Source organism: Acerihabitans arboris (assembly GCF_010131535.1).
GTDB lineage: Bacteria > Pseudomonadota > Gammaproteobacteria > Enterobacterales > Enterobacteriaceae > Acerihabitans > Acerihabitans arboris.
Genome location: NZ_WUBS01000006.1, coordinates 68,458 through 88,702, shown reverse-complemented (window position 1 = coordinate 88,702; position 20,245 = coordinate 68,458). Strand labels below are relative to the sequence as shown.

19 protein-coding genes and 2 pseudogenes are annotated in these 20,245 nt (G+C 52.5%); 7 read left to right on the top strand and 14 right to left on the bottom strand.

Going from position 1 to position 20,245, the window contains the following annotated elements; genetic code table 11:
• Positions 1 to 159 precede the first annotated feature (159 nt).
• From lolB to prs, 3 genes are all read left to right on the top strand, one after another.
• Positions 160 to 783, top strand: coding sequence for a lipoprotein insertase outer membrane protein LolB (lolB, locus tag GRH90_RS09735; protein WP_162365747.1), 624 nt, complete (start codon positions 160 to 162; stop codon positions 781 to 783).
• Positions 780 to 1,640 (top strand): 4-(cytidine 5'-diphospho)-2-C-methyl-D-erythritol kinase, encoded by an 861-nt coding sequence (ispE, locus tag GRH90_RS09730; protein ID WP_162365746.1) that lies wholly within the window; start codon positions 780 to 782, stop codon positions 1,638 to 1,640. The genes lolB and ispE overlap by 4 nt, the downstream gene beginning before the upstream one ends.
• Positions 1,641 to 1,791: 151 nt before the next feature.
• Positions 1,792 to 2,739, top strand: a complete 948-nt coding sequence (gene prs, locus GRH90_RS09725) for a ribose-phosphate diphosphokinase (RefSeq protein ID WP_162365745.1) — start codon at positions 1,792 to 1,794, stop codon at positions 2,737 to 2,739.
• 364 nt (positions 2,740 to 3,103) lie between these two features.
• Here prs and ychH read toward each other — a convergent pair whose 3' ends face one another.
• Together ychH and GRH90_RS09715 are read right to left on the bottom strand one after the other, a co-directional pair.
• Positions 3,104 to 3,373: a stress-induced protein YchH gene (ychH, locus tag GRH90_RS09720; protein WP_162365744.1), complete on the bottom strand. Its 270-nt coding sequence runs from the start codon at positions 3,371 to 3,373 to the stop codon at positions 3,104 to 3,106.
• Between the two features lie 505 nt (positions 3,374 to 3,878).
• Positions 3,879 to 4,358, bottom strand: a complete 480-nt coding sequence (locus GRH90_RS09715; RefSeq protein ID WP_162365743.1) for a GNAT family N-acetyltransferase — start codon at positions 4,356 to 4,358, stop codon at positions 3,879 to 3,881.
• 229 nt (positions 4,359 to 4,587) lie between these two features.
• On the opposite strand from GRH90_RS09715, the gene pth reads away from it, so the two are divergent.
• Together pth and ychF are read left to right on the top strand one after the other, a co-directional pair.
• Positions 4,588 to 5,172, top strand: a complete 585-nt coding sequence (gene pth, locus GRH90_RS09710) for an aminoacyl-tRNA hydrolase (protein WP_162365742.1) — start codon at positions 4,588 to 4,590, stop codon at positions 5,170 to 5,172.
• Positions 5,173 to 5,369: 197 nt separating this feature from the next.
• Entirely contained in the window at positions 5,370 to 6,461 is a 1,092-nt protein-coding gene (gene ychF / locus GRH90_RS09705; protein ID WP_162365741.1) for a redox-regulated ATPase YchF, read from the top strand.
• A 330-nt stretch (positions 6,462 to 6,791) separates the two neighbouring features.
• Here ychF and GRH90_RS09700 read toward each other — a convergent pair whose 3' ends face one another.
• The 8 genes and pseudogenes from GRH90_RS09700 to GRH90_RS09665 form a co-directional block, all read right to left on the bottom strand.
• Positions 6,792 to 9,056 (bottom strand): pentapeptide repeat-containing protein, encoded by a 2,265-nt coding sequence (locus GRH90_RS09700; protein WP_162365740.1) that lies wholly within the window; start codon positions 9,054 to 9,056, stop codon positions 6,792 to 6,794.
• 496 nt (positions 9,057 to 9,552) lie between these two features.
• A complete protein-coding gene (locus GRH90_RS09695; RefSeq protein WP_246235966.1) occupies positions 9,553 to 9,768 on the bottom strand; it encodes a hypothetical protein in 216 nt (71 codons plus the stop codon).
• 10 nt (positions 9,769 to 9,778) lie between these two features.
• A complete protein-coding gene (locus GRH90_RS09690) occupies positions 9,779 to 10,171 on the bottom strand; it encodes a hypothetical protein (RefSeq protein WP_162365739.1) in 393 nt (130 codons plus the stop codon).
• A gap of 44 nt (positions 10,172 to 10,215) precedes the next feature.
• On the bottom strand, positions 10,216 to 11,157 hold the full coding sequence (locus GRH90_RS09685; protein ID WP_162365738.1) for a pentapeptide repeat-containing protein: 942 nt from the start codon (positions 11,155 to 11,157) through the stop codon (positions 10,216 to 10,218).
• Positions 11,158 to 11,792: 635 nt separating this feature from the next.
• A complete protein-coding gene (locus tag GRH90_RS09680; RefSeq protein WP_162365737.1) occupies positions 11,793 to 11,990 on the bottom strand; it encodes a hypothetical protein in 198 nt (65 codons plus the stop codon).
• A 922-nt stretch (positions 11,991 to 12,912) separates the two neighbouring features.
• On the bottom strand, positions 12,913 to 13,350 hold the full coding sequence (locus GRH90_RS09675) for a GNAT family N-acetyltransferase (RefSeq protein ID WP_178113099.1): 438 nt from the start codon (positions 13,348 to 13,350) through the stop codon (positions 12,913 to 12,915).
• Between the two features lie 206 nt (positions 13,351 to 13,556).
• A complete protein-coding gene (locus tag GRH90_RS09670) occupies positions 13,557 to 14,015 on the bottom strand; it encodes a GNAT family N-acetyltransferase (protein ID WP_246235964.1) in 459 nt (152 codons plus the stop codon).
• A gap of 222 nt (positions 14,016 to 14,237) precedes the next feature.
• Positions 14,238 to 15,317, bottom strand: a pseudogene (locus GRH90_RS09665) (MFS transporter); the annotation flags it as partial.
• A 2-nt stretch (positions 15,318 to 15,319) separates the two neighbouring features.
• Here GRH90_RS09665 and GRH90_RS09660 point away from each other — a divergent pair.
• A pseudogene (locus GRH90_RS09660) lies at positions 15,320 to 15,580 on the top strand (helix-turn-helix transcriptional regulator); the annotation flags it as partial.
• Positions 15,581 to 15,775: 195 nt separating this feature from the next.
• Here GRH90_RS09660 and GRH90_RS09655 read toward each other — a convergent pair.
• The 3 genes from GRH90_RS09655 to GRH90_RS09645 all read right to left on the bottom strand — a co-directional run bounded on the left by GRH90_RS09655 (position 15,776) and on the right by GRH90_RS09645 (position 18,291).
• Positions 15,776 to 17,155, bottom strand: a complete 1,380-nt coding sequence (locus tag GRH90_RS09655) for an ATP-binding cassette domain-containing protein (RefSeq protein ID WP_162365736.1) — start codon at positions 17,153 to 17,155, stop codon at positions 15,776 to 15,778.
• 61 nt (positions 17,156 to 17,216) lie between these two features.
• A complete protein-coding gene (locus GRH90_RS09650; protein WP_162365735.1) occupies positions 17,217 to 18,089 on the bottom strand; it encodes an aKG-HExxH-type peptide beta-hydroxylase in 873 nt (290 codons plus the stop codon).
• Positions 18,090 to 18,153: 64 nt separating this feature from the next.
• A complete protein-coding gene (locus tag GRH90_RS09645) occupies positions 18,154 to 18,291 on the bottom strand; it encodes a hypothetical protein (protein WP_162365734.1) in 138 nt (45 codons plus the stop codon).
• Between the two features lie 625 nt (positions 18,292 to 18,916).
• Between GRH90_RS09645 and GRH90_RS09640 the strand changes: the two genes are divergently transcribed.
• The gene (locus GRH90_RS09640; RefSeq protein WP_162365733.1) at positions 18,917 to 19,381 is read left to right on the top strand and encodes a nuclear transport factor 2 family protein; all 465 of its coding nucleotides are present in this window, start codon (positions 18,917 to 18,919) and stop codon (positions 19,379 to 19,381) included.
• 6 nt (positions 19,382 to 19,387) lie between these two features.
• Here GRH90_RS09640 and GRH90_RS09635 read toward each other — a convergent pair whose 3' ends face one another.
• Entirely contained in the window at positions 19,388 to 20,185 is a 798-nt protein-coding gene (locus GRH90_RS09635) for an alpha/beta fold hydrolase (protein ID WP_162365732.1), read from the bottom strand.
• Positions 20,186 to 20,245: the final 60 nt, after the last annotated feature.

The window sequence follows — 20,245 nt, the reverse complement described above, 5'->3', positions numbered from 1 at the left end:
TGAGCGTGATCAAGAAAAGTCACACCGCATTTTCGACCTATCCAGCTGTGATGCCGGTAATGAAATAAATGCAACTTAGCGTGAAAATTGACGCTATCATGGTTTTGACCCTTTGATTTAACGTCGAACCCACGAGCAAAATTAAGGAAGCAGTTCCCTATGCCGAAGCGTATTTTAGCCTTCTACCGCGTGCTGCCGCTGGCCAGCCTGATCCTCGCGGCCTGTAGCGTCCACACGCCCTCGGGTCCGGCAAAAAGCCAAACCTCCCCCGAGTGGCAACAACATCAACAATCGGTGTCGCAGCTCGCCAGTTACCAAACCCGCGGTTCTTTTGCCTATATATCGGGCCAGCAAAAAGTGTATGCCCGCTTTAACTGGCAGCAAACCGGCGCCGATCGCTACCGGCTGCTGCTGACCAATCCGCTCGGCAGCACCGAAATGGATTTGAACGTTCAGCCCGGCGTGGCGCAGATTACCAACAACCAGGGCAAAAAATATGTCAGCAACGATCCGCAGCAGATGATCCAAAAGCTGACCGGCATGAATATCCCCCTCGACAACCTGCGTAAATGGATGCTTGGACTGCCGGGCGACGCCACCGACTTCACCCTGGACGCCCGTGGATTGCTCAAACAGGTCAACTATGACCAGGAAGGCCAGAAATGGACGGTGGTCTATCTGGGCTATCACGACGACGGCCGGCCGATACTGCCGGCCAACCTGGAGCTGCGCCAGGGCGAGCAGCGAATCAAACTCAAAATGGATAGCTGGAACCTGAAATGATTCGCCAATGGCCGGCGCCGGCCAAACTCAATTTATTTTTATATATCACCGGCCGGCGGGCCGACGGATATCATTTGCTGCAAACGCTGTTCCAGTTTCTTGACTACGGCGATACCCTGACCATAGAGCCAACGGCGGGCGGGGCTATCCGCCTGCTGACCCCGTTGCCGGGCGTCCCGGACGAGGATAATCTCATCGTCCGGGCGGCGCGGCTGCTGCAGCGCCGCCGGTGGAGCGGAAAAAATAATTTTGCCCTGCCCGGCGCCGATATCCGGCTGCACAAACGCCTGCCGATGGGCGGCGGACTGGGGGGCGGATCCTCCGACGCCGCCACGGTGCTGGTAGCCCTTAATCATTTGTGGCAATGTGGTCTTTCCTGCGGGGAATTGGCCCGTACAGGCTTGTCCCTGGGGGCCGACGTACCGGTCTTCGTACGGGGCCACGCGGCCTTTGCCGAAGGAATCGGCGAAATACTAACCCCCGCCGCGCCGCCGGAAAAATGGTACCTGGTCACCCTCCCCGGCGTAAGCATTTCAACCCCGGTTATCTTTGCCGATCCGGCCTTGAAAAGGGACTCGCCGGTACGCTCGGTTGAGGACTTATTGGCCGGGCCTTTCCATAATGATTGTGAGCCAATCGCAAGAAAACACTTTTACGAGGTTGAACAGCATCTTTCATGGCTGTTAGAATACGCGCCGTCGCGACTGACTGGCACCGGTGCTTGTGTATTTGCCGAATTCGATACCGAGACCGCCGCCCGTCAGGTGCTTGAGCAGGCCCCGGCATGGATGCGTGGTTTTGTAGCCCGAGGCGTTAACGTCTCGCCGCTGCATCGCGCGCTGGCCGGGGCAGATTGAGATAGCCGGACCGTCACGCCGCCGAAAGTAGACGGTTCCGCCAGGTTACCTTAATAATATATACCCGTGTGGCATTGCCCTGTATGGCGCTCCGGTCCCGAGTGTTATGCTGTGCAATACCTTCTCTGGACGCAAGCCTGAGGTTCTTCTCGTGCCTGATATGAAGCTTTTTGCTGGTAACGCCACCCCGGAACTAGCACAACGTATTGCCAACCGTTTATACACCAGCCTTGGTGACGCCGCTGTAGGTCGCTTTAGCGACGGCGAGGTCAGCGTGCAAATCAATGAAAATGTACGCGGTGGTGATATTTTCATCATCCAGTCCACCTGTGCGCCCACCAATGACAACCTGATGGAACTGGTGGTCATGGTCGACGCGTTACGCCGGGCATCCGCCGGACGTATCACCGCTGTTATCCCCTACTTTGGTTATGCCCGCCAGGATCGCCGCGTGCGTTCCGCCCGCGTGCCCATCACCGCGAAAGTGGTGGCGGACTTTTTATCCAGCGTAGGGGTAGACCGTGTCCTGACGGTGGACCTGCACGCGGAACAGATCCAGGGCTTCTTTGATGTCCCGGTGGACAACGTGTTCGGCAGTCCGATTTTGCTGGAGGATATGCTGCAGCAGGATCTGGAGAATCCGATCGTGGTTTCGCCTGATATCGGCGGCGTGGTCCGCGCCCGCGCGATCGCCAAACTGCTCAACGATACCGATATGGCCATTATCGATAAACGTCGTCCGCGCGCAAACGTTTCCCAGGTGATGCATATCATCGGTGACGTGGCGGGTCGCGACTGTGTATTGGTCGACGATATGATCGATACCGGCGGCACTTTGTGCAAAGCGGCCGAAGCGTTGAAGGATCGCGGCGCAAAACGGGTTTTTGCTTACGCCACCCATCCGATCTTTTCCGGGAACGCGTATGAAAACATCAAGAGTTCGGTTATCGATGAAGTGATTGTTTGCGATACCATCCCTTTGGATCCGAAGATCAAGGCGCTGCCCAACGTCCGTACCCTGACCTTGTCGGGCATGCTGGCCGAGGCTATTCGCCGCATCAGCAACGAAGAGTCCATTTCGGCCATGTTCGAGCATTAATTTCCACCGGCGATGCCGTCCCGGCGGCACGCCAGTCCAGACATTCCACACGCCGGATGATGCCGCGGGACGCGGCAGCGTTTCTCCGGGCTTTGGTCGTTAACCTTCCGGCATGCGGGTTGCTGGATTGAGCGCAAAAAAATCCCGAACCGGCAAGGCAGGTTCAGGATAGGGAAGAAAAACCAGTCATTTGGGTTGTTACCTATGTCGTTATTTTTTGAATGTTATCGCTTTTAACATGCAGTATGAGACACAGACACCGTGTCAATGGCGTCAATTGATGACCGGTTGTACAACCGACAGTGCAGGAAATACTGCTCCGTCGATTCAATGCTGTCTATATTCCATGCGGTTTAATTTATGATTAACGGTGTCCGGTGCGACGGCAGCGTTCGTCAAATCTGCGGTGCCACCAGTAACGATCGCTAATGCGTTCATGCCCACCCATGCGGGCGCCCGCAACCCATAACAGCGCGCCGATAAATATCCCCATGACTGCGCTATGGGCGACCAGCGCGGTAAAATGCAGTTGCGGCAGCTGGTTTAACACTGAGCAGGCCAGCCCGGCAACCATCATTACCATACCCAGGCCCATCAAGCTGTTACCGCACAGCAGTGCTGATTTGCGTTTCATCGTTCACCTCCGGGTTAATCAATGAAATCGTGAATTCTTCTCGTTGCCGTCCTTTGTATCTGTGTAAAGTATAGTCAATATATCGCTAAGGGCATCGTGCCCCGGATCACATCCTCAACAATTAGTCACACAAATCAATAAAGCGTTATCTTACTGCTTTGACGGCGAATTGATCTGGATCAACTGCCTGGCCAATAACACCCTGACATGCATTCTTGCAGAATTTATGAATAGCAGATCACAACCCCGCGCGGCGGATGGAGCCATTATCTGGACAAAAGAGAGGAGGTGATTATGTACACTGACGATCTGGAAGTGATGTCCACCATGGCGCTGGCGTTGGGGGTTATTATTCTGTTCTGCGCCCTGCTGTAAGATTAGCGCGACTGTAGTTACTGGCATTGTTACTGGCATTGTTACTGGCATTGTTACTGGCATTGTTACTGGCATTGTTACTGGCATCGTACTGACGCCGCAACACGCCCATGGTACAACCGCGCACAGGCTATTGATCCATATCCAGCCTCATCTCGATACAGGGCAGATAGCGTTGCGCCGAACGGGAATAATATTGCGCCGGTCCCAGCACCCTGAACCCGTGGCGACGGTAGAAATCCACGGCATTAGGCGTGGAGGACAGGGCTAAACGCGGCAAATGCCGGGCTTTGGCTTCGCCTATGATTCTCCGCATAATCCTTGAAGCGCACCCCCTGCCCTGATACGCCGGCAGGGTAAAGATGGCTTCCACCAGCCGACGTTCAATATCCAGGTACCCGGTCGCCACCGGCCTGTCGGCGTCCGTATCGGTTATGACAAAAAAGGGATTTTGCATGACGCAGGCGCGAAAGCCCGCCGGCATCGTATCGGGCGTGAAGGCGCTGATGGTTTCCGCATCGTATACCTCGACGCATCCCGCCCGTACCGCCTGGTTGCGGATACCCCATAACTCCTGCGCCTCATCGGGACGCGCCAGCCTTAGGTTCATTATTTACCTCTTTTCCAGCGCCCGTCCGGCGCATTGCCTTATTATTGCCCCTGCCCGTACCTTAAAGAAAGACCTTCCAGTTTGGATAAGCCGCTCCGGCTTAAATCTGCTAACATGGCCGACTGGTATCATAAGCCGCGGGGACCGCGCGCGCGCAAGGCAACGGCCCATCGGGTCCCCTATCGGTTGGCATCTTAAAATTATTGGAAAAGCAGAGAATTATAGCGTAATGACTATCAAGTTGATCGTTGGCCTGGCGAATCCGGGCGCGGAATATGCCGCCACCCGGCATAACGCGGGCGCCTGGTATGTTGACCTGCTGGCGGACCAGTTTCGCCAGCCGCTGAAGGAAGAGAGCAAATTTTACGGTTATACCGCCCGCCTGGCGATGGCCGGGGAGGATGTCAGGCTGCTGGTCCCGACCACTTTTATGAACCTGAGCGGCAAGGCGGTGGCGGCGATGGCCACGTTCTACCGAATCCTGCCGGAAGAGATCCTGGTGGCGCATGACGAACTTGACCTCCTGCCGGGCAACGCCCGCCTGAAGCTGGGCGGCGGGCACGGCGGCCATAACGGCCTGAAGGATATCATCAGCCGGCTGGGCAATAACCCCAATTTCCATCGTCTGCGCATCGGCATCGGCCACCCGGGCGATAAAACCAAGGTAGTGGGTTTTGTGCTGGGCAAACCGCCCGCTAGCGAGCAGGCCTTGATCGGGCAGGCCATTGATGAAGCGATTAAATGTACCGATATCTTAATCCAGGACGGCCCGGTGAAAGCCATGAACCGCCTGCATAGCTTCAAAGCGGCCTGAGCGCCGTTTTGTAGGGTGCTGGCCCGCCAGCCAGGCCCCGACGCGGCAGCCGGGCATCGAAATGCCGGCGGCAACGACCCGCCCGCCGTCAATCGAGTTATGGCCGGTTTGTGTGTATAATAGGGCGCTAAGGTATTGATGGTATTGTTAGCTAAATTTAACCATCTGATAATAAAGCTATTTAAGGTGATATAACCATGGGTTTCAAATGCGGTATTGTGGGTCTGCCGAACGTGGGTAAGTCCACGCTATTCAATGCATTGACCAAAGCGGGGATTGAAGCGGCCAATTTCCCGTTCTGCACGATTGAACCGAACACCGGCGTGGTGCCGATGCCCGACCCGCGCATGGACCAGTTGGCGGCCATCGTCAAGCCGCAGCGTATCGTGCCGACCACCATGGAATTCGTTGATATCGCCGGCCTGGTTAAAGGGGCGTCAAAGGGCGAAGGACTGGGCAACCAATTTCTGACCAATATTCGCGAGACCGAAGCCATTGGTCACGTTGTGCGTTGTTTTGAAAACGACAATATTATCCATGTGGCCGGCAAGGTCGATCCGGCGGATGATATCGATGTTATTAATACCGAGCTGGCGCTGTCCGATCTGGAAGCCTGTGAACGGGCGCTGTTCCGGGTGCAAAAACGCGCCAAAGGCGGCGATAAAGAGGCAAAAATCGAACTTGCCGCGCTGGAAAAATGCCTGCCCCATTTGAGCGAGGCCGGAATGCTGCGCACGCTGAATCTTGCTGATGAAGAAAAAGCGGCCATCCGCTACCTGAGTTTTCTTACGCTGAAACCCACCATGTATATTGCCAACGTCAATGAAGACGGCTACGAAAACAATCCTTATCTGGATATCGTACGCAAGATTGCCGAAGCCGAAGGCTCGGTGGTGGTGCCGGTATGCGCGGCGGTGGAATCCGATATCGCCGAACTGGAAGAGGACGAACGGGCCGAATTCATGGCGGAGCTGGGGCTGGATGAACCGGGCCTGAACCGGGTGATTCGCGCCGGCTACGAGCTGCTGAACCTGCAAACCTACTTTACCGCCGGGGTGAAGGAAGTGCGCGCCTGGACCATCCCGGTCGGCGCCACAGCCCCGCAGGCGGCAGGTAAAATCCACACCGATTTCGAAAAGGGCTTTATCCGCGCGCAGACCATCGCCTTTGACGACTTTATCACTTATAAAGGCGAGCAAGGCGCCAAGGAAGCCGGCAAGATGCGCTCCGAAGGCAAGGAGTATATTGTCAAAGACGGCGATGTGATGAACTTCCTGTTTAACGTCTGACGATTTTTTCGGCCCCCGAGGGCGTTCAGTGAACTGGGCAGGTTTTTTAAATCAAAGGCTTGCCGAACAATGCGTCGGATGGCCTCCTCTATGACCGGCGACGGCGACGCTGCGCATAAAAGTCCTGGCACAGGTGACGAATGCGGCTGAGCCTGCCGGGAGTTTTGAGCGGCTATTGACAAAGGCGGGTTCCGAACGATTCTTCAGTTAATGACTTACCGCGCTTTGGGTGATATGCAGTTCTTCTGAAGCGGAGGTGAATGTTGCGTGCCGTGTCGCACTAAGCAAGAAGGACTGCTCCCTTGACAGCGCGATCGCCGGCGGCCATTTTCAGTTCCAGGCGGGGGGCATGATGCCTGCCAGTACCTCGGGAAACCGTTTTCTGCTATATTCCGTCATCATATGAAATAACATCGCAGCGCAGGTAAATTTCCCTTTCAGCCCCAGCAAACTATCCGTCCAGTTGGTAAATTGGCCTGAGTCAAAAACAGCCGAATCAAGCTGGTTCGCCTTTGCCATCAAGGCCCAGGCATAATACCTGAGCATTATCGGGGAATCATATTCCGTGCCGAAGACGGCGCTGGATGAATAGCGGATAAACACCGCGGCCAGGCAAAGCAACGTCCGGGCCTGTTGGCTCAGGTCAGCGGCGGACAAACCACTTGCGGCCATTACCGCCTGATAATGCGCCTCTTTTAAAAAGTAGCGGTCATTCTCCGGCGAGGGATCCAGTAGGGTATCGAAGATGTTCTTGAGCTCCTCTCGCTTTTCTGGGCTGACCAGCTTTTCCGAACAGGATTTCTCCCTGGTTGCGGATTCAAACAGAGGGCGCATAGCGCCAAGCTGCATGGCGTTAAGTAATTTGCGAAAACCGGCGGCTCTCTCCTTCTCCTTATACGGCCCAAGAAACAGGTGGAAATCATGTTCAAAGAGTTCGGACAGCTGATATTGGCCGGCGCTTTGGTTTTCCAACCCCCGGTAAACAAAAATATGGTTCCAGACCGGCCTGGCCGGGTCGGGTTTCAGCATACCGTTCAGGGTATGTTGTGACAGCATTATCACCGGGCCGTTTTCCCGGGAAGAAAACAGCACATAATTATCGGCAAAGGGGGTCGACCAATCCGGCCGGCCCTTGAAATTGCCAAAGATGTTCAGCCGCGTATAGGGAATAACCTGTTCATCGCTTAGGTAGCGATTGTAAAGCTCAATGTTTTTCTCCCGCAAGGTATCTTCCCGGGGGATGCCCCGGCTGATTAACTGGATAAATAGGTGATTGTGTTGCAACATCAGCGGTGGAGTACGCTGAAAATAATAAAGTAGCGCAGTAATAACCGGCTCATCCAGCGGCGGCATGACAGTGCCGGCATATCTCTGCATAAAATCGGCGCAAATCGGGTCCAGCCACGCTGACAGGTGCTTTTCGTCGGAATAAGGGGATTTTCCGAGGATGGACAGCAGGGGTAACGCAACGGTAGAAACGTCAACATGTTGTAATGACTTCATCAATTTCAAAGCAAATTGTACCTTCAGCTCGTTATTACCCAGGCTGTCTATAAGCTTAAGCAGACTGCCGCTCTCGGTATTATTGAGGTGGTTCAAATGCCTGTCCAGCATGGTTTCATCCCACCGGTCAGGCAATGTCAACTGCAGTCTAGCCCCGTCTAGCTGGCGCGGAAATACCCCGAGTGCAGAAAGGAGGGGCATCCAGGTGTTAATATCAATCATTACCCTCGCATTGGTCAGGTTTACCCAGGTCAGGTTTGCCCTGTGCAGGTCCGCCCCGCACAGGTCCGCCTTGCGCAGGTCTGCTCCGGTCAGGTTTACCATATGCATGGTTGCCTCGCGCAGGCCCGCCCCGCACAGGTCCGCCTTGCGCAGGTCCGCCCCGCTCAGGTCCGCTTTGCCCAGTTTTGCTCCGCCCAGTTTTGCCCCGCCCAGGTTTGCATCGCGCAGGTTCGCCTTGCGCAGGTCCGCCCCGCGCAGGTCCGCCCCGCGCAGCTTCGCCTGGCGCAGGTCCGCCCCGCTCAGGTCCGCTTTGCCCAGGTTTGCCCCGCCCAGGTTTGCATAGCATAGGTCCGCCTTGCGCAGGTCCGCCCCGCTCAGATCCGCTTTGCCCAGGTTTGCATCGCCCAGTTTTGCCCCGCCCAGGTTTGCCCCGCCCAGATTTGCATAGCATAGGCCCGCCATGCGCAGGTCCGCCCCGCTCAGGTCCGCTTTGCCCAGGTTTGCCCCGCCCAGGTTTGCATAGCATAGGTCCGCCTTGCGCAGGCCCGTCCCGCTCAGATCCGCTTTGCCCAGGTTTGCCCCGGACAGGTCCGCTTTGCCCAGTTTTGCCCCGCCCAGGTTTGCCCCGCCCAGGTTTGCATAGCTTAGGTCCGCCTTGCGCAGGTCCGTTTTGCCCAGTTTTGCCCCGCCCAGGTTTGCATCGCGCAGGTTCGCCTTGCGCAGGTCCGCCTCGCTCAGGTTTGCCCAGGCCAGTGTTTTCCCATGTAGGTCTACATTGCTCAGGTTTAATCCGCTTAGGTCTATTCCCCTTAAGTCTGGTGCTTTTACTATTTCCTGTGCAATCAAGGTAGCCTCGGACGAATTTTTCAAATCAGCATCCGATTGCCGGATCTCTTCCAGTTGCGCGACAAGCCGAGCGCAGACTCCGCTTTCTGGCGTTGGCGTTTCTTTCCAGGGCCAATAAAAGATATTAACGATATTTTTGATCATAGGTGGTAATCATCCATTTTCGAATTTATATGAGAAAAGTCCTCAACATGACTCTGGCAATTTCATCGGCTTTTGCGCCTGCTTCTTTCTTAACATCAATGAGATTAAATAATTTCGCAGCAATATAGTGGGTTATGAAACATTCCCATGGCTTTTCATAAAAGTTACAACAATTTGATAATCGGCCTCATCAAATCCGTCCCATCTCCTATTACTCATTATCTGCACCAAGGCGCATACATAAATTATTATCTTTGATAATATTTTCAAGTGAGCAATAATCTTTCAACTCATCACTTAATGATGCCAATGTGAAATATATTATTGAAATCTAAACATCCTGTTTATTTCATCAAAGCGCCGCCTTCGGCTGCGTTCAGTTCCAGGCGGGGGGCATGATGCCTGCCAGTACCTCTTGAAACCGTTTTCCGCTATGTTCCGTCATCATTTGAGATAACATCGCAACGCAGGTAAATTTCCCTTTCAGCCCCAGCAAACGATTTGTCCAGTTGGTAAATTGGTCTGAGTCAAAAACAGCCGAATCAAGCTGTTTCGCCTTTGCCATCAAGGCCCAGGCATAATACCTGAGCATTATCGGGAAATTATCTTCCGTGCCGAAGACTGCGCTGGATGAATAGTGGATAACCGGCGCAAATCAGGTCCAGCCACGCTGACAGGCGTTCATCTTTGGAATAAGGGGATTTTCCGAGGATAGACATCAGGGGTAACGCAACGGTAGAAACGTCAACATGTTGTAATGACTTCATCAATTTCAAAGTAAATTGTACCTTCAGCTCGTTATTACCCAGACTGTCTATAAGCTTCAGCAGACTGCCGCTTTCGGGATGATTGAGGTGGTTTAAATGCCTGTCCAGCATGGCTTCATCCCAATCCCACCGGTCAGGCAATGTCAACTGCAGGCTAGCCCCGTCTAGCTGGCGCGGAAATACCCTGAGTGAAAAAAGGAGGGGCATCCAAGTGTTAATATCAATCATTACCCTCGCATTGGTCAGGCTTGCCCCGGCCAGATCCGCCCTATTTACTCCTGCTTTGCCAAAGAAATCAGGTCCAGCCACGCTGACAGGCGTTCATCTTTGGAATAAGGGGATTTTCCGAGGATAGACCGCAGGGGTAACGCAACGGTAGAAACGTCAACATGTTGTAATGACTCCATCAATTGTAAAGCAAATTGTACCTTCAGCTTGTTATTACCCAGACTGTCTATAAGCTTCAGCAGACTCTCGATCCCGGGATATTTGATGTGGTTTAAATGCCTGTCCAGCATGGCTTTATCCCACCGGTCAGGCAATGTCAACTGCAGGCTAGCCCCGTCTAGCTGGCGCGGAAAGTCCCTGAGTGCAAAAAGGAGGGGCATCCAAGTGTTAATATCAATCATTACCCTCGCATTGGTCAGGTTTGCCCCGGTCAGAACCGCCCTATTTACTCCTGCTCTACTAAAGGCTGCTCCGGTCAGGTTTGCTCCGGTCAGGTTTGCTCCGCGCAAATCTGCCATCTTCAGCCTTGCCATTTTCAGGTTTGCTCCGGTCAGATTTGCTTTGTGCAAATCTGACCGGGATAGGCATGCTTCATCCAGACACGCCCCGGTCAGGGTTGCCTCGCTCAGATTTGCATCGGTCAGGTCTGCCCCGGCCAGATTTGCCCCGGCCAGGTTTGCCTTGGACAGGTTTGCCAGAGCCATGTTTACCCCGCGCAGGTCCGCCCCGCTCAGGTCCGCTTTGCCCAGGTTTGCCCCGCCCAGGTATACACCGCGCAGGTTTAATCCGCTTAGGTTTATTCCCCTTAAGTCTGATGCTTTTACTATTTCCTGTGCAATCAAGGTAGCCTCGGACGAATTTTTCAAATCAGCATCCGATTGCCGGATCTCTTCCAGTTGCGCGACAAGCCGAGCGCAGACTCCGCTTTCTGGCGTTGGCGTTTCTTTCCAGGGCCAATAAAAGATATTAACGATATTTTTGATCATAGGTGGTAATCATCCATTTTCGAATTTATATGAGAAAAGTCCTCAACATGACTCTGGCAATTTCATCGGCTTTTGCGCCTGCTTCTTGCTTAACATCAATGAGATTAAATAATTTCGCAGCAATATAGTGGGTTATGAAACATTTCCATGGCTTTTCATAAAAGTTACAACAATTTGATAATCGGCCTCGTCAAATCCGTCCCATCTCCTATTACTCATTATCTGAACCAATGCCCAAAAATTATTATATTTGATAAAATTTTCAGGTAAGCAATGATCTTCCAACACATAACTTAATGTTACTCCCTACAATTTAACATCATCAGAAATCACTGTTCCTTTGACAGTAACATCCTTTGCATGCGGTACGCGCTGTTTAACGCATTCTTTCGCTACGTCAATAGCCATATCGAACTCAATCATTTCCCCATATCCATTACACCAGGGAAACTTCTGTTTCTACAACATTAGAACAATTACCATCTCCTTATTGCCGCCCGTTTTTTATGTCGTAAATCTGTACCACCCTATGTTTTGGGCCAGACGCAGTTTGCCTTGACGCATGTGGCTCAGCCGGGGGCTGCAACTCCACCTCTCTCATTATGGGACTTGCAGGGTCATTAAAAGCAGCAGTATTAATTCAGCGAGTCGACCTTTATCAGCTGGGTAGCCGGTAACCGAATTTCCAGCTGCTGCTGTTTTTCTATCAAGGTATATAACAACAGCTCCCGGACATCTTCATCTTCGATTTTATACGCGGCATAGGCCAGCGCCTGACATTGGCCCTGCACATCGTCAAAACACAGCTCAGCGGGATTGATAAGATTTTCCATGGCAATCACCTGAAAAAGAAGAGGTACGGCGTAAATATTCACTCATGGCAAGCAAGAAAACAGATACGGTGGCCTCAGTTGCAAGCGCCACCGCGAAAAAAATCGATGGCGGTGGCCCAAATCGGGATCTCACTACCGCCCTACCACGCGGCCAGCTCTTAAGCTGCCCGATCTGAGCCACCATTGACATGACAAACGAGGGTTAGCTCGCTGTGCAATGATTACTTAGATAACGACATAACACAACCTGCATATTATGCCGTTAGTAGGATAGGGAGTGAGTGTCCCGGCAATAATAGAATAATGCCGGGTTATAATAACGGATTGCTTTTCATTATGGCAAGCAGTGAATAACGAAAAATAGTTGCTAAGATAATATAAACAATTGGTTATAATATTTTTTATAGTGGTTAGAGAACAAATAGATTGATTTTTTTGATAATGATGTTTATCTGTATTTTATCATCATATTGGCTTGAGTGAAATTAAGTAAATATTAATTTTTTGTGAAATGAATGATGTCATCATATTATTTTGCTATTCAATATTAATGAGGCCGAATGCATCTGTCGTGTTGACCTGCCCCGGAAATTAAGCCAACATTTAATCAGTAACATCGTTTTGATGACCCGCCCCCCCGAATCAGCTCCGCCCATTATTGGAAATTGCCGGTTGATGACGTGGCTCTCTATTCCTCCCCATTAAACTCAACCTGCTGAATTTCAATGACCGGTTGAGCCGTAAGGAATTCCAACATTTTCCATCACCCAGCATCTAAATAACGCCTACGTGGCGAGCTTTAGTTCTCTCATTTGCATCCCTGAATGACCGCCCCTTGCCTGTGACTGGCTGAGTGACGGTGATTGTTTACCAGCCCTAGGTTGTATACGGTAGGGAGGTGGCCTGTTCACAGCATCACGCATCAGTTATCCCTTTTGATCCGTTTGCAGAAATATAAAGGTGATTCAGCATACCCCTGCCGATAATAAAAACGGTGGGCATCGGTCCGTCTGGCATGGCAATGCACTTCAATTCTGTCACAGCGGCGCGCAAGGGCCAATTCTTGCGCACGGGATTCAAGCGCGTTGCCAATTCCTTTACCCCGGGCGGCCGGGTCCACGCAAAAATAGCTAATCCTGCAAAAATCACCGGCCAGCGCCAACTGGGGAATAAAATGCAGTGAAACGACGCCGAGGATGCTGTTGTCCTCTTCCGCCACCAGCAGCGTTTCATCAGGATGCGCAAGAAGCTGTTGCATCCTGTCGTTGATAAACCCGCCGGTGTCTGGATAACCGAGATCGGAAAGCAACGATGCAATAGCGGGTGCGTCTGAGAGCACGGCGGTCCTGATTATTGCCAAAATCTATCTCCTCGCAACAAAGGCCTTAACAGATGGAACACTTGTGGCCAAGCTAACATGGTCCATCCGCCATTCACCGGGATAAGTCGAGAAGCTGGACGAGACACTGCGCCATCGTGGAGAAAACCGGCAAATAATCCTGTGCTTCCTGAAAGGAGTGGCGACACCCGGCATAAGGAGCTCAATTTACGCTAGCCGCAACGACGTTAGATGCGCCGTTTTTTTTCAAGACGGATATCGCCCCCGCCAACGTCCTGCTCCATTCCCCATCCCAGATGGCGGTAGAAACCAGCGGCACGGGTCGACTTACCTGTTTCAAGCCATGCGACGGTGTGTTGCCGGAATAAAGCCTCCTCCGCGGCTTGCACGAGCATTTTGCCAATGCCCTTACCTTCATGGGACGGTAGCACGAACGCGGCGAACAGTGAACCTTCCGCGAGATCAATCATCGAAAAACCAACGACCTGGCCCTTATCGTTTGCCACCCAGGCACAAGAAGCGCCGAGGATCATCTTGGTGATCGAAGCCTCGGTTATGCCTGCTTCGGCCAACTCATCCCTGGACAGGATGTTCTCGGTCACCGACGTTCGGACATGGAACATACCCGCGACGTCGGCCGGCTGGGCTAATCTAATTTGCATCAGCATGGTGGTCTCAAGATTCATTACCGTATCGCCATCCCACAGTTCGCCTAAAGGCTAAGCGAGTGACGGATCAATTGCAAGGCGGGATCCCCGCGGGTTGCCGATCGTGGGCGCAACATCGGCGTGGTTTGCATCCCCGTGCATGGGCAAACGCCCGGTACACATGGTCCGCGCACAGGCCAATCTATCATCCGGGGCAGATGGCGAACGGCGCGAACCTACCCCGGCATCCGCCCGCGGATATCACCGATGCGACGCCGGACCAGCGCCGGCGCCGTGCCGGGGTGATTCGACCCTGACCCGCAGCGCTATCAGCAGCGCCGCAAGCATCATCAAGACGCCGGCGGCCATGAACACGCCGGCGATGCCTTTGAAGCTAAACATCGCGCCCCCCGCGGCGGCGCCGGCGGCGATGGCGGCCTGCACCGACGCCACCACCATCCCGCCCGCGCTTTCCGCCTGGTCGGGCACCGCGCGGGCCACCCAGTTCGACCACGCCACCGGCACGCCGCCAAAAGCCATGCCCCAGAGCGCCACCAGCAGCGCCTGGCCGGCCACGGAGGCAGGCAGCAGCGCCAGGGCCAACGCAGCAACGCCGACCAGCGCTGGCATCAACGCCAGCGTCCCGCGGGGGCTGCGCTCAAGCAGCCGCCCGGCCAGCAGCGTGCCGGCAAAGTTGGCCACGCCGAACCCCAGCAGCATGAGCGCCAGTCCGTCGGGGCCGACGCCGGTAGTACTTTCCAGGAACGGCCGGATATAGGTGAACAGCGCGAAGTGACCGGTGTGCACCAGCACGCAGCCCAGCATTCCCAGCGCAATACCCGGGCGCAACAGCACCTCCAGCACCGTTCTCAGCCGCGCCGTCCTGCGGGGCGCCAGCCGCGGCAGCGTGAACAACTGGAAGATCAACGTCACCACACCGACCGCGGCCGCCGCCACGAAGGCGCTGCGCCAGCCGTACATTCCGCCCAGGTAGCTGCCAAGCGGCACCGCCACGACGGTTCCCACCGCAATGCCGCTGAAGATAATCGACAGGGCGCGCGGCAACAGCGCCGCGGGCACGAGGCGCATCGCCACTGCCGCCGCCATGCTCCAGAAACCGCCCAGTGCAATGCCCAGCAGGATCCGCATCAGCAGCAGCACCGTCAGGCTTGAGGAGAAGGCCACCAGCAGGTTGGAGGCGGTCATCAGCGTGGAAAAACACAGCAGTACCAACCGCCGGTCGATCCCTCGCGTCAGGCCCGGCACCAGCAATCCGGAAAACAGCGCCGCCGCCGCCGTCACCGTTACCGCCTGCCCCGCCAAGGCTTCCGATACCCCCAGCGCTGGCGGCGGAATGCCATGCCTCCCGCTCCGTCTTTGCGGAACGTTTCCAGGCCATTATCGGCACGCCGCCGCTACGCTACGCCACGGAACTGCGGATGCGCCTCGCCAGCCAGTGGCTGATCCACGACAGGCTGCCCATCGAAGCCGTGGCGCTGCGCCTCGGCTACACGTCCCAGGCCGCCTTTAGCCGCGCCTTCAAGCGCACCACCGGCCTGCCGCCCGGCGCCAGCCGAAAATCGGCCCCGCCCGCCGGTTCCTGAGGCACGTTGGCCTGGGTTGTCCGGGTGGCGAGCCGCCGCCCCGGTGCTATATAAGCATCAAACTCGACCGCGCATGGGCATCCGTGACCCGGTCAAGAACTGCCCCTCCTCCCGCGATTTGCTGACATCGGTTACGTAACGTCGTTCGGCCGCGCCAGCCAAATATTTTAAGTTTTAAAGCGACCTTCACTAAAATTAGTAGCCGTGACGAACTTCAACAATCAGTATCGACTGGCTTAGCTTATCGATCAGATTATTCAACCTAGTACGTGAACTAAGATCTAAATTAGCATCCCACTCATCCAACATGAGAATTTTTATTTCTATCGCAGCCACTTGTGAAAGTTCCTCAAGATATTCCTGTGCCGCTTGTCCGGTTGATAGATTTTTACTGAGGGTATTTTTAAAAATCAATTCATGATGTGCCGGCAGATAATAGGCACAATCGCCAATTTGTTCTTTAAGCCAGCAAAGATAAGAAGATTTACCTGCGCCGTTCGGTCCTCTAATCGTTATTCTACCAGAGAGAGGCATAGAAGCGCTGTTCATGTGCTGTAAATTTACTCCTTCAGATAAAGCACCGGTAGTCTCACATTCAAATAGTTCCCATTGGATACGATCCTCAATTTTCTGAGATATCACTGGGATCTCGGCGGACTTACCAAGGCCCAATAATCTGGCTTTTAACGCTGACCAACTTGTAGTATAAAAAATAGCGATATAAGCATGTTGAAGAATCATTATTTGCCTAGGCAGTGTGGCAACCAGTACAGCAAGGATAGACGGGACTGCTATATTTTTATAGAACAGCACACCTGACCATATGAAGACCGGCGCCATCGTCAGTAGCATGCCCAAAGTGGATGCAATGTTGCTCCAATATTGACAATGAATTGCAGATTCCGAGGCTAATATCTGGCGTACCTGCAACTCGCGTTGATAAAGCAAAAGATTGTATTTGTTACCCAATAAGATATTATCCCATGAAAGTGATAATACCCGCTGAAGAGCAGTTCTTGAAGTTTGAGAATGAGCGCCTTCATCCTGTATTTTTTTCCTGAATAAAAAAACATTAACGCATATCAAACAGAGACTTATAATATATGGCCATACAATTGAAACATTAACAACTAGCGCTAATACTAAGACACTAAACGAGACATTGAGAATTACAGATATCCAGTCAAAAATGAATTTGAAGCTCTCCTCAAACACTAAAAATCCCTCAGTAGAAACATAGGGAAGATGGAGATCTTTATAATTTTTATTTGTTCTTATGGAGGCTTTATTCCAGAAATTACGTCTAAATATATCTATGTATTTTTCGAGCGCTATAAACTTTGATTTTTCCAGAAAAATCGCAGAGAAAAAAGAAGGAATATATACTATTATCAAAGACAACACAAAAAAAACCAAATACAACGTGAAATTTTCATTGCTACCAACTTGTTCAGCCAGTCCACCTATCCAATATGTGGATGAAGCCACAATGAGTTGTTGGATGATGAGAAAAAACAGAGAGAGAAAAAAATATCGGTTAATCAAGAATCTGAACGCTGAATTCCTTCCTGCCATTTTAACTTTAGTCCTTTATCAGAAGGTGTAAGTATCAGAACCCCAGCGGTTATTTTACGAGCTATGCACTTTTCCTTTCCTGCATAATCATGATGTCAATATGCTCACGGCACTTCAGAATGAGTGACTGCCCTCTGTCTGTTAGCAAATTTTTATAATTTTCAAGGCTGGTTAATGAATCCGGCGCTTCAAGTGTTTGAGTAATCATTTTACCTGATGGTGGGTGAACGTGAGTTTTTTCCGGTTCACTGAGATAGTTACGTCTGGCAATCAGCACTTCGACAGCGACAATGATGCTATGAAAGACCTTATCAATTGGCCTGTTCATATTAAGTATTGCTGACTTTGCATAGTTCTCTTTTTTCTGAAGGAGTTTATAATCCCTAAAATGTAAGTAACGCAGTTCATCAATAAATACTAAATTGTGTGTTAACTCATGTATAAGCAACTCTGTCAAGTCCTGTTTATGCCAGTGATTACGGCTATTTATCCAGATAACGCCCACGGCATTAGAAGTAGAACCTCCACCTGAGCCGATTGAATTCCTTTGAAATAAAGAATCAATCGTCATCTGGAAAACATAGAAGTTTTTTGGCATTTTATCTTTCATTTCCTCAATTGCTGTTAGTAAAAAATTGTTTCTTTTTTCACGCAGTCCATCCTCTAGAGGGTCTCCAATCAATGAAGATTGTTCTCTGTCATTTAACAAAGCATCTGTGCGATAAAGTTCTGTCAGTTTGTCTTCCATTTCACGATCATCAATTATTTGTGAGCCCAAAATATTTGATCGCGGTACATCAGGTTGATAATCTCTCAGAAAATCATGGAATCCAAACTCTATCTCATCAAAGCCAGCAGGAGACTTCCTCGATAGCGGAGCCCCAAGTACAGCCATGTTTTTCAAAACTTCATCTACGCCGATCAAATGTATCATTTCCATCTCCATATCTATATTTATATTAGCGGGGAACATGTTGAGTTCCCCACCATATTTACATTCAGGCCAAATCGTCGTAAGCAATCATTCGAACATTCACGAAACAGCCTTCTTCGTTACGCATGACATCAACGTTTTCTTGCGCCTTCAGAAAATCTTTTTCATCGAGTCCTTCAAGAATTTTTTGCAATTCAGGCATATATATTTCCTCCAATTAATTTTAATTCAAGAAAGGTTAGCGGTCTAAGGACATTCATTTCTTCAGCCGCAATCTTTTATATATAATTAACCATAGTGATGTCAACAAGTTTATCCAAGGCCAGCATAAATACTTTAAAGCATTTCAGATATGATTTTATTGAATTTAAAAAAAAGATAAATTTATCAAATAATTTATTGTTATCCCTAATTTTATAATTGAATATAAAATTAAAAAAATATGCTTCAGAATAATCCGCTATATATTTTATTCGTAAGACAACGACTGAATATTAGACGGATAATAACGGCTCGGTTTTCGAGCCAGGGAAGACGATAAGTCAACGTGTTATCGATGATGCCGTTCACGCGGCGTCTGGTGGCCTTTAACGACAACGGCATCTCGCAAAGCGTCATGAGGATCGGGACAGACTTCTTATCTGTAGCCACTGACGGCAGACCTGCCCTTTGCCCCTGCTTACAAGGATAACCCGGCTTAAGCCACCAGCCGATCGCCGGTATTCAACATGCGGTTTCCTCCAGGATACCTGCTGGCTTTTAAGTGCCTGATTGACACCTAGTATACCTAATATACCATTGAGGCCCACTTTAATAAGGAGTTACCCATGTCGTCCACCTATGTTGAGGAAACCGCAGTCAAGCTCGCTGTGGTCGAGGCTTTATACCGATTCGCCGCCGGCATCGATCTGCGCGACAAAGACCTGCTCGCTTCCGCGCTTACAGAGGATGCGGTATCCGATTTCAGGCCCGCCGCGGCAAAAGCCGGCTTTGAATATCCCGTGCTGGAAGGCAGGGACAATATCGTCACGGCCCTGTCGAACGCGCTCAGCCAACTCGACACCACGCATTCCGTGAGCAACCCGCGGATAACCGTCGACGGTGATACAGCGCATCTGGAGGCGCTGGTGGAAGCGCAGCACGTGCCGCGAAACGATCGCTCGCGCCACTACCTGATGAAAAACCGCTACAATGTCGAACTGGTGAGACGGGGCGAGATCTGGCTCATCCAGCGCAACACGGTCGACAATGTCTGGCTTACCGGCGATCCGTCCGTCCTCTCAGGCGTTTAGAAACGCTTATCGCCCGCCGGCGAGCAGGAAGTCCGTCACCAATTGCGTAAATTCATCAGGACGTTCCAGCGTCGCCAGGTGTCCGCAGGCCAGCTCCGCATAGCGGGCGCCGGCAATCGACGCGGCCAGCGCCCGCGCATGGGCGGGCGGCACCATGTGATCCCGGAGGCAGCCGATCACCAGCGTGGGTTTGGCGATGCGCCTGACCTGTCCGCTCACATCCAGCGTCAGGTTAAGCGCCACCTGGCGCCCCATGCCTTCCCATTGGTTGCCGGCGATAATGGCGTCGATATTTTCCTCAATCTGCCGGGGGCTAAGGCCGGCGAGAAAATCGGGGCTCAACCCGGTCAGCAACAGAAGACGGGCCATTGCGCGGCGGTCGCTGTGGATCAGGTCGCGCCACAGGCCGAACTCCAGCTGCATACGCCCGTCCCCAGCTGAGGCGAAGCCGGCCAGCAGCACCAAGGCGCGCACCTCCTGCGGATATTCGGCGGCGATATACGCCGCCAGGCTCGCCCCCAGCGAAAAACCGACCAGATCGAACGGCGTTGCGCCGGCGGCCCGCGCGGACGCGACAACCTGCGCGGCCAGCTGCGCGATAGACAGCGGCGCGCCGCCGTCCACGGTCTTTCCTGACCCCGCGTAGTCGGGCCGCACGACTTTCCAGCGCGGCGTGAAACGTTCGACCACATTTCCCCAGTTGCTTTCCCCATCGCCGCCGGTGCCATGCACCAAGACCAGTCCAGGACCCGCTCCATCGGCCTGATAGGAGACTGTAGTACCCTCAATTTCGATCGTCGGCATGATTTTAACGCTCTCTGTTATCTATGAAGGCTATAGGCTAAACTCTGACAGTGCTGTCAA